The organism is Providencia sp. PROV182 (assembly GCF_028480325.1).
GTDB classification, from domain to species: Bacteria; Pseudomonadota; Gammaproteobacteria; order Enterobacterales; family Enterobacteriaceae; genus Providencia; species Providencia hangzhouensis.
This window is the reverse complement of the sequence record NZ_JAMPOL010000028.1, coordinates 82,644-92,240: the sequence shown is the minus strand read 5'-3', so window position 1 is coordinate 92,240 and position 9,597 is coordinate 82,644. Positions and strand designations below refer to the sequence as shown.

The following is a 9,597-nucleotide window of genomic DNA, read 5'->3' as shown; positions in this document are numbered from 1 at the left end:
ACATTTTTTTTCTAACTGCCTATTTACCACCCAAAAAGGCTACTTTTTGATTCTTTTTAGCGTTTCTGGCAACTCTGCGATACTGTTAATAACAATATCTGCATTATTGATTGCTTCATCGGTGACTGGCTCACCACTTTTCACTAATATAGTTGTACCGACTTTAGCGGCTTTGCCTGCCAACATATCAGCAAGTTTATCACCCACCATAATAGATGATGCCATGTCTATTTTTAAAAAAGCCTGCGCGTCTAGTAGCATTCCTGGCTTTGGTTTACGGCAATTACAGTCTTGGCGATATTCTTCTACTGTAGCCTCAGTATGATGAGGGCAAAAATAAATACCGTCTAAGTCGATACCGCGATCTGCTAATGACCAATCCATCCATTCTGTGAGTTGCATAAACTGGTCTTCTGTATAAATTCCCCGACCAATACCTGACTGGTTAGTTACAATAACTAATGCATAACCCATCTTTTTTAATTCGAGCATCGCTTCAATTGACCCTTCAATAAATTCGAAATCATCAATTTTATGTACATAACCATGATCGATATTAATTGTTCCATCTCTATCTAAAAAGACTGCTGGGATCCCGTTACTCACCTGTTTACTCCTAAAATTTAGTATCTTTTTAGTATCTCATGAAAAGAAATAAAAGGAGAATAGAATAAATAGAACAATCTTTATTGACTTAGACGTCTAGACGCCTTAACATCCAACCTTATTAGATACACTATCTAAAAACAATTCAGATAAAGTTAGAAACTATAAATGATAAAGCTCTCAAATATTAATAAAGTTTTCCAGCAAGGAAGCCGTAACATTCAAGCGCTTACTGATATTAGCTTGCATGTGCCTGCTGGTCAGATCTATGGCGTTATTGGTGCTTCAGGTGCGGGTAAAAGTACGCTTATTCGTTGCGTGAATATGCTTGAACGCCCAACTTCAGGCCAAGTTATTGTTGATGGACAAGATTTAACATCAATGACTGAAAAAACGTTGACGAGAGCACGTCGCGGCATTGGCATGATTTTCCAGCATTTTAACCTGTTATCTTCACGTACCGTCTTTGATAACGTTGCTCTCCCCTTGGAACTTGATAATACGCCTAAAGAAAAAATTATAGAGCGTGTAAGTGAATTACTCGATTTAGTTGGGTTAACTGAAAAGAAAGATGCATACCCAGCAAACCTTTCGGGCGGACAAAAGCAACGTGTTGCTATAGCTCGCGCATTAGCTAATTCACCAAAAGTATTACTATGTGATGAAGCGACAAGTGCATTAGACCCCGCGACAACCCGTTCAATTTTAGAATTATTAAAAGATATTAACCGTCGATTAGGCTTAACTATCTTATTAATTACTCACGAAATGGATGTTGTAAAACGTATTTGTGATCAAGTTGCTGTAATAAGTGGCGGTCAATTAATTGAGCAAGACAAAGTGAGTGAAGTATTCTCTCACCCGAAAACACCTGTCGCTCAAGCGTTTATTCAATCAACATTAGTTATTGATATTCCAGATGATTATAAAGAACGATTAAAAACGGCCCCAGGTAAGGACTTATCACCATTACTCAAGCTCGAATTTACAGGGCAGTCTGTTGATGCACCTTTAATTTCAATGGCTGTACGCAAATTTGATATTGATATTAATATTTTAAGTTCACAAATTGACTACGCTGGCGGCGTGAAATTTGGTGTGATGCTCGCAGAGCTACATGGCATCAATGGTGGGGTTGAATCCACAATTGCATTTTTAAAAGAGCATCATGTGAAAGTAGAGGTTTTGGGTTATGTCTGAGAGAATGATTTACCTGCTGATTAACGGCACAATTGACACTATCACAATGACCTTTGTTTCCGGCTTTTTGGGTTTTGTTTTAGGTTTACCATTAGGTGTATTGCTCTATATTACACGCAAAGACCAAGTAATGGAGAATGTAGGGCTATATCGTGCTCTTGCAGTTGTAGTAAACATTTTCCGCTCTGTGCCATTTATTATTTTACTGGTGTGGATTATTCCATTAACTTCGTTTCTTGTTGGAACGACTATTGGTTTAAAAGCGGCAATCGTTCCTTTAACAATTGGCGCTGCGCCGTTTATTGCTCGCATGGTTGAAAATGCGTTATTAGAAATTCCAAGTGGTTTAATTGAATCAGCCCGTGCGATGGGAGCGACTCCGCTTCAGATTATTCGTAAGATTTTGATCCCTGAAGCATTGCCAAGTTTAATTAATGCAGCCACTATCACGTTAATTATGTTAGTCGGATATTCTGCAATGGGTGGTGCAGTTGGTGCCGGTGGTTTAGGTCAAATAGCACTACAATATGGTTATCAAACTTATAATCCTGTTGTGATGAATACCGTTATTGTTCTCCTCGTCATTTTAGTAAACCTAATTCAGTTTGGTGGCGAGTATTTAATGAAAAAAGTTTCACATCGATAGTTAGTAAAATAGCTGCGCCGTTAAGGTGCTTATAAAGTCCGTTTTAAAGGGGTAAACCAATGTCTATTAAATTAAAATCTATCGCAGTTGTCGGCGCGCTATTAGGCACACTCGTTCTCACTGGTTGTGGTGAAAAAGAGAAAGATGCCAACAGCATCAAAGTTGGTGTGATCATGGGCAAAGAATTAGAAGTTGCTGAAGTCGCACAGAAAGTTGCTAAAGAAAAGTACGGTTTAAATGTTGAGCTCGTTTCATTTAATGACTTTGTTTTACCTAATGAAGCATTAAGTAAAGGCGATATCGATGCGAACGCATTCCAACACAAGCCTTATCTTGATCAACAAATTAAAGATCGTAACTACAAATTAGTTCCTGTTGGAAATACCTTTATTTATCCAATTGCGGCTTACTCTAAAAAAATTAAGTCGGTAGATGAACTCGCTGATGGTTCACAAATTGCGTTACCAAATGACCCAACTAACTTAGGCCGTTCATTGCTGTTATTACAACAACAAGGTTTAATTAAATTAAAAGATGGTACTGGCTTAATGCCAACTGTTTTAGATGTGGTTGAAAACCCGAAAGACCTGAAATTTGTTGAGTTAGAAGCGCCTCAATTACCTCGTGCTTTAGATGACCAAAAAATTGCATTAGCGATTATCAATACGACTTGGGCAAGTAGTGCTACACCTAAATTAACACCTGCAAAAGATGGTTTATTTGTTGAAGATAAAGATTCTCCGTACGTAAATATTATTGTTGCTCGTGAAGATAATAAAGATAGTGAGAACGTGAAAAAATTTATTCAGGCATATCAATCAGATGAAGTAGCAAACAAAGCTAATGAAGTCTTCGATGGTGGTGCAGTTAAAGGTTGGTAATCTTTTTTATTATTTAAAAAACGATTAAAATACTAGACGGCTTAACGCCGTCTAGTATTTTTTGTAATTTATAGACTATAAAAACAACGCGGCATTATTTTGAATCATATAAGAAAGGTATAACTTATGAGACTGTTATTGCTCACTTTGGTAACATTTGTGTTAGCCGGGTGTGGAATTAACCAATACACGAGTCCAGGGCAAAATAAAGGTTTCACTAGTATGAAATTGTCTAAACCTGTACCGAAAGTAACAGAGCCAGACACAGCAAACGTTAAATTAATGAATAGCCCAGAAGAATTATTAGGGATGCCTTTCAAAGATTTAGGTGTTGTTTCTGGGGAATCTTGTCGAGAAAGCGTTCAAAGCCCTCCGGCAAATTTGAATACCGCAAAAAACAGTATGTTAACACAAGCTGCCTATATTGCGGCTGATGCCGTACTTTTACACCAGTGCCAAACCATGACCTCTCCAGGTTGTTATCAGGCAACTATCTGTGAAGGCAGTGCATTACAAATTGTTGAATAAATATCTTATGCAATCTTTTCAGTTTAATGTTATTGGGCACATTGAATCACCTTATAAAGAAAAGTTTGCAATCCCTCGCCAACCTGGACTTGTTCAGGGGGGTGCGGGACGCTTACATCTGCATTCTCCATTCAACGACCCAAATGCGGTGCGAGGACTCAGTCAATTTAGCCATGTTTGGGTTCTATTCGTTTTTCATCAAACAATGAAAAATGGCTGGAAACCGCTAGTGCGCCCTCCAAGACTAGGTGGCAATGATAAAATGGGTGTTTTCGCAACCCGTTCAACATTTAGACCAAACCCAATAGGCATGTCTCTTGTTGAATTACATGGAATAACAATAGAAAACAGTCAAGTGATCCTTGAGCTTGGTAGCCTTGATTTAGTAGATGGCACCCCTATTATCGATATAAAACCTTATTTACCCTTTGCTGAGGCAATACCAACCGCAACTGCAGGGTACGCACAGGACATACCTTCAGATGATATGCAGGTTATATTTACCCCAGAAATAGAAACTGAATTAGATGATTATCAAAATCACTACCCAGGTATTAAACAATTTATTTCACAAGTTTTAATGCAAGACCCTCGCCCCGCATATAAGAAACAATCTACTGAAACACGTGACTATGCAGTCCATTTATTAGATTTTAATATTCGCTGGCGGGTAATTGATGGTGTGACTGAAGTATTCGCTATCGAACCATACGAAAAATCACGTTAACCCCTTTTGGCAAGTCTCCGTCACTGGTAGACTAGCTCACTATATACCTTGGCAAATAAGTCGTTTGCCATAACTTGTTGTTCTAATGGAACCTATACAATGCGTACTAGCAAATATCTGCTCTCAACTCTAAAAGAGACCCCTGCGGATGCAGAAGTTATCAGCCATCAGCTGATGCTGCGTGCAGGAATGATCCGTAAACTTGCTTCCGGTCTGTATGACTGGTTACCCACTGGTGTTCGTGTTCTGCGTAAAGTAGAAACCATCGTCCGTGAAGAAATGGAAAATGCAGGCGCTATCGAGGTATCTTTACCCGTCGTTCAGCCTGCAGATTTATGGCAAGAAAGTGGACGTTGGGAACAGTATGGTCCTGAATTGCTGCGTTTTGTTGACCGTGGTGAGCGCCCGTTTGTTCTCGGCCCGACCCATGAAGAAGTGATCACAGATTTAGTCCGTAACGAAATCACCTCTTACAAGCAATTGCCATTGAATTTATTCCAAATTCAAACCAAATTCCGTGATGAAGTTCGCCCACGTTTTGGCGTGATGCGCTCGCGTGAATTTATTATGAAAGATGCATACTCTTTCCACACTAGCCAAGAATCATTGCAAGAAACCTATGATGCGATGTACGAAGCCTACAGCAAAATTTTCACGCGTATTGGCTTTGATTTTCGTGCCGTTCAAGCTGACACTGGCTCTATCGGCGGTAGCGCATCCCACGAATTCCAAGTATTAGCAAAAAATGGTGAAGATGACGTTATTTTCTCTACCGAATCTGATTATGCCGCTAACATTGAATTCGCAGAAGCATTAGCACCAACAACGCCACGTTGTGCTCCAACAGAAGAGATGCGTCTTGTTGATACGCCTAATGCAAAAACAATCGCAGAGCTCGTTGAGCAATTCAATTTACCTGTTGAAAAAACTGTTAAGACATTGATTGTTCATGCGAAAAAAGATTCAGGTCACACGCTCGTCGCTTTATTAATTCGTGGCGACCATGAGTTAAATGAAATCAAAGCAGAAAAACACCCATTAGTGGCTAGCCCATTAGAATTCGCCACGGAAGCTGAAATCAGAAATGCAGTGAATGCTGGCCCGGGCTCTTTAGGCCCAGTCAATATGCCACTTCCGATTGTTATCGACCGTAGCGTTGCAGTAATGAGCGACTTTGGTGCAGGCGCAAATATTGATGGTAAACACTATTTTGGCATCAACTGGGAACGTGATTTGGCGTTACCAGAAGCTTTTGATTTACGCAACGTTGTTGAAGGAGACCCAAGCCCAGATGGTAAAGGTGTACTGCAAATTAAACGTGGTATCGAAGTTGGCCATATTTTCCAATTAGGGACTAAGTACTCAGAAGCAATGAAAGCTTCAGTCCAAAATGAAGATGGACATAACCAAATCGTCACCATGGGCTGTTATGGCATTGGTGTAACGCGTATTGTTGCCGCTGCTATTGAACAAAGCCATGATGACCGCGGAATTATTTGGCCGGATGCAATTGCTCCGTTCCAAGTGGCTATTTTACCAATGAATATGCACAAATCTTATCGTGTTAAAGAAGTTGCAGAAAAACTTTACGCTGACTTAAAAGCAAATGGTATTGATGTGATTTTCGATGACCGTAAAGAGCGCCCAGGCGTGATGTTTGCCGATATGGAGCTGATTGGTGTTCCATACACTATCGTTATTGGTGACCGTAACTTAGACAACAACCAAATTGAATATAAATCACGCCGTAGTGATGATAAAGAATTGGTTGGCTTAGAAAATGTTATTAGCTTCCTAAAAGGAAAGCTCGGTAAATAAAATAAGTTAAAAGCTAGAAAATAAAGCCCAAATTTCGGTTATTTGAATTTGGGCTTCTTTTTTTAGATGTCTCGGTACGAACCAATCTTAAAACCATCCGCCAAAATCTGTGATTTTAAATTTTCAGATGTTAATACTTCCAATTCATTTAAACGTGGATAAGCATAGTTACTTTTTAATAGCGCATTATCAATAAAAGCAGGATGGCTCATAACTTCAATAGAATTATTACCTTGTGCTTTAGCTTCATTAATAATCTTCAAAAATAACGCTTCTGAGATTTGATCACCATAAAACTCACTACTAAAACAGTCAGTGCTTGGCACTTGATATGATAATGGCGGCCAATTTTTCTCTAATTGGCGATCAACACGTAATGCAATACCCTTTTCTTGGGCGAAAGCAACTACAATTGGAAAAATACCCTCAATCATATGAACATGATGATGGCTATCGATATGGCTCGGTTTTTGACCAAAAATTTCGATAAATTTTTGATATTGCAAATTTAGTTCTTGTTCAATCTCAATCAATGGTAAATCATTAATATCAATATTCCAAAGCCATTTACCCAACAGCCCATCACGGCTGAGAGTAGGCATTGATGAGAAAGGCTTCCCAGCCGTTAAAACAAAATGCATCCCCACTGCCAGATTCGGATTCTCTTGGCTTAATTTAGCCGCATGGGATATTGCAGGCATATTCATCATCGCGCTTGTTGAATGAACAACTCCATTACGATGAGATTCAATGATGCCGTAATTAACGGCCTCGCAGAGTCCAAAATCATCGGCATTTACAATAAGTAATACAGCCATATGCTCTCCCTTGACACTATAAGCTATTTGGCTAATTAACCTTCTTGCTCAAGCTGTTGTATTGCTTTAGCGAAGTTCGGTAGGTGTTTTTTATGGGCGATAAGTAATTCCTTAGAAATTAAACGCGCATCGTTATCAGAATGAATTAATGGGTTTAGATTCATCGCCAATAAAACATCATTAAACTGACCATTTACTGCAGCTTGGCTAGTGGTAATTTCAAAAGTTTTTAAGGTATAAATTAAACCAAGTACTTTATCATCAAAATGCTTTACTCGTGGGTGCGGTTTTGCGCCATCACGACCTAATAAGCATGTCATTTCGACTGTCCAGTCTTCAGGAATATTATCAATATGCCCATGATGTGGAATATTAACATAGTGCTCCGTTTGTTTGTCATTGTATATTGCATTGATGACTTCACAAGCGGCATCTGAATAATAAGCTCCACCTCTTAATTCAAGCTCTTTAGGTTTTACATCTAATGTTGGATTTTTATATAGTTCAAAGAGTTGATGCTCAACTTTTTGCACGACTTGAGCCCTAGCCCCCCCTTTATAATACTCGCCAAGCTCAATCGCTAGCATTTCCTTAGGTTTAAAATAGTACAATAAATAAGAGCATGGGATCAGATTTAATCCACGAATTAATCCTTCATCAAAAGCAAGGTCTGTAATATTTTTAACTGAATTTGCGCTTAATGTTCCAGAGGCAATCCCTTCTAATAACTCATTAAACCGTGATGAACCATTTACAATAACGTCTTTGATAAAAACCATATGATTTAAACCAAATAAGTCGATAGATAATTCATCGCTATCAGATAGTTTCAAAACATCGGTAATAAACATTTTCATACCGATAGGTATATTACAAACACCAATAAAACGTTTGAAGTTAGTGTGGCGATAAACAGCTTCAGTTACCATACCTGCGGGGTTGGTGAAATTAATTACCCAAGCATTCGGGCAAATTTCTTCGACATCTTTAATAATATCAAAAATCACAGGTATTGTTCGCAGCCCTTTGAATAAGCCACCAGCACCATTAGTTTCTTGCCCCAAATAACCATGTTTTAAGGGGATTGATTCATCTAACGCACGTGCTTTTAATTGCCCAACTCTTAATTGAGTCGTCACGAAATCAGCGTCTTTTAATGCTTCTCGCCTATCAAGCGTTTTAAATATCTTGAGTGATATATTGGCATGTTTAACCATGCGCTCGCATAAATTATAGATAATATCTAATTTTTCTTTACCTTCATCAACATCCACTAACCATAATTCAGTAATAGGTAACTCATGGTAACGTTTAATAAAACCTTCTAGTAATTCAGGAGTGTAGCTACTCCCTCCCCCAATGGTGACAACTTTTAATTTCTGATTCTGAGTCATATTAACCTCATTGTACCTTTATAATAGACATAGAAAAGCACACCATCTTTATAGAAAAAGATGGATATGCTTGAGACGCATAGAAATGGGAAGATTATTTAGGTAATAATTTAACCTACCATTTTTTGTTCAACACTAAATAGATTTTTTCTGTAATCACTTGGTGTTAATGAAGTTAGCTCTTTAAATTTTTTAACAAATAAACTTGGACTGCTATAACCGGATTCAAAAGCAATATCCGTAATTGAATAATTAGTTATTTCGAGTTGCTTTTTAGCAAAATTAATTCTGATATCATTAATAATCTGCATTGGCGTTTTGCCATAATAGCGTTTTGTTGCCCGAGTTAAGTACTCTTGTGATTTTCCCGTTATCGAAATCATATTTTGTAGAGCACTTTCACTAAACATAGCGATATCATGCATTTCTTCCAATGTATTTTTTAGCCATTGAGGGGCATCATCTCGCATACTTTTTTCACGATAATGGCGTAATCGATTTACGACATTAAATGTAACCAACTCAATAAATTCATTAAATTCACTATCACGAAAATTTAATGATGCAATCACGGACTCTATATAAGCCATAAATTCATTTTTTAATTGATAGCCTTGCGATGCAACAAAATAACTTGGTAATAGTGGTAAATAATGTTTATCAAAAAATGATTTACTAATTCCAACATTGAGTATCCGTGTAGGCCCAAAATCATAAGAGCTTTCATGATGCGACCCTATTGGGAGAAAAATAAAATCTCCCCGCTCTAATAAAACTTTTTTCCCATTAATTATTTGATAACAACGCCCCGTTAGAACAATCATATATTCATAATAATCATGTTGATGCAGTCCACTTGCACTCTCAACTTTATTATAAATAAAGACATGAAAGGTTTTATTATTAAAAAGTTCACTTTCTTGAACGAGTTTAATTTCAGCATTAGTGTCGGTTCTATTCATCAGTGCCTGCATCATGG

Annotated in this window: 10 protein-coding genes; 6 read left to right on the top strand and 4 right to left on the bottom strand. The window is 37.9% G+C overall.

Annotated features, from left to right (window positions below; genetic code table 11):
- Nucleotides 1-39 precede the first annotated feature (39 nt).
- A complete protein-coding gene (gene gmhB / locus PR834_RS18845; protein WP_110591297.1) occupies nucleotides 40-606 on the bottom strand; it encodes a D-glycero-beta-D-manno-heptose 1,7-bisphosphate 7-phosphatase in 567 nt (188 codons plus the stop codon).
- A gap of 168 nt (nucleotides 607-774) precedes the next feature.
- Between gmhB and metN the strand changes: the two genes are divergently transcribed.
- The 6 genes from metN (at nucleotide 775) to proS (ending at nucleotide 6,406) form a co-directional block, all read left to right on the top strand.
- Nucleotides 775-1,806, top strand: coding sequence for a methionine ABC transporter ATP-binding protein MetN (gene metN, locus PR834_RS18840; protein WP_136135603.1), 1,032 nt, complete (start codon nucleotides 775-777; stop codon nucleotides 1,804-1,806).
- Nucleotides 1,799-2,452 (top strand): methionine ABC transporter permease MetI, encoded by a 654-nt coding sequence (gene metI / locus PR834_RS18835; RefSeq protein ID WP_004257375.1) that lies wholly within the window; start codon nucleotides 1,799-1,801, stop codon nucleotides 2,450-2,452. The genes metN and metI overlap by 8 nt, the downstream gene beginning before the upstream one ends.
- Before the next feature lie 59 nt (nucleotides 2,453-2,511).
- Nucleotides 2,512-3,333 (top strand): MetQ/NlpA family lipoprotein, encoded by an 822-nt coding sequence (locus tag PR834_RS18830; RefSeq protein ID WP_004257378.1) that lies wholly within the window; start codon nucleotides 2,512-2,514, stop codon nucleotides 3,331-3,333.
- Between the two features lie 126 nt (nucleotides 3,334-3,459).
- The gene (gene rcsF, locus PR834_RS18825; RefSeq protein ID WP_004257380.1) at nucleotides 3,460-3,861 is read left to right on the top strand and encodes an Rcs stress response system protein RcsF; all 402 of its coding nucleotides are present in this window, start codon (nucleotides 3,460-3,462) and stop codon (nucleotides 3,859-3,861) included.
- 7 nt (nucleotides 3,862-3,868) lie between these two features.
- Entirely contained in the window at nucleotides 3,869-4,588 is a 720-nt protein-coding gene (gene tsaA / locus PR834_RS18820) for a tRNA (N6-threonylcarbamoyladenosine(37)-N6)-methyltransferase TrmO (RefSeq protein WP_196725197.1), read from the top strand.
- A gap of 99 nt (nucleotides 4,589-4,687) precedes the next feature.
- The gene (gene proS / locus PR834_RS18815; RefSeq protein WP_004257383.1) at nucleotides 4,688-6,406 is read left to right on the top strand and encodes a proline--tRNA ligase; all 1,719 of its coding nucleotides are present in this window, start codon (nucleotides 4,688-4,690) and stop codon (nucleotides 6,404-6,406) included.
- A 62-nt stretch (nucleotides 6,407-6,468) separates the two neighbouring features.
- Here proS and chbG read toward each other — a convergent pair whose 3' ends face one another.
- The 3 genes from chbG to chbR form a co-directional block, all read right to left on the bottom strand.
- Nucleotides 6,469-7,224 (bottom strand): chitin disaccharide deacetylase, encoded by a 756-nt coding sequence (gene chbG, locus PR834_RS18810; protein WP_094961149.1) that lies wholly within the window; start codon nucleotides 7,222-7,224, stop codon nucleotides 6,469-6,471.
- 35 nt (nucleotides 7,225-7,259) lie between these two features.
- Nucleotides 7,260-8,618, bottom strand: coding sequence for a 6-phospho-beta-glucosidase (locus PR834_RS18805; RefSeq protein WP_094961148.1), 1,359 nt, complete (start codon nucleotides 8,616-8,618; stop codon nucleotides 7,260-7,262).
- Nucleotides 8,619-8,728: 110 nt separating this feature from the next.
- The gene (chbR, locus tag PR834_RS18800) at nucleotides 8,729-9,595 is read right to left on the bottom strand and encodes a transcriptional regulator ChbR (RefSeq protein WP_094961147.1); all 867 of its coding nucleotides are present in this window, start codon (nucleotides 9,593-9,595) and stop codon (nucleotides 8,729-8,731) included.
- Nucleotides 9,596-9,597 lie beyond the last annotated feature (2 nt).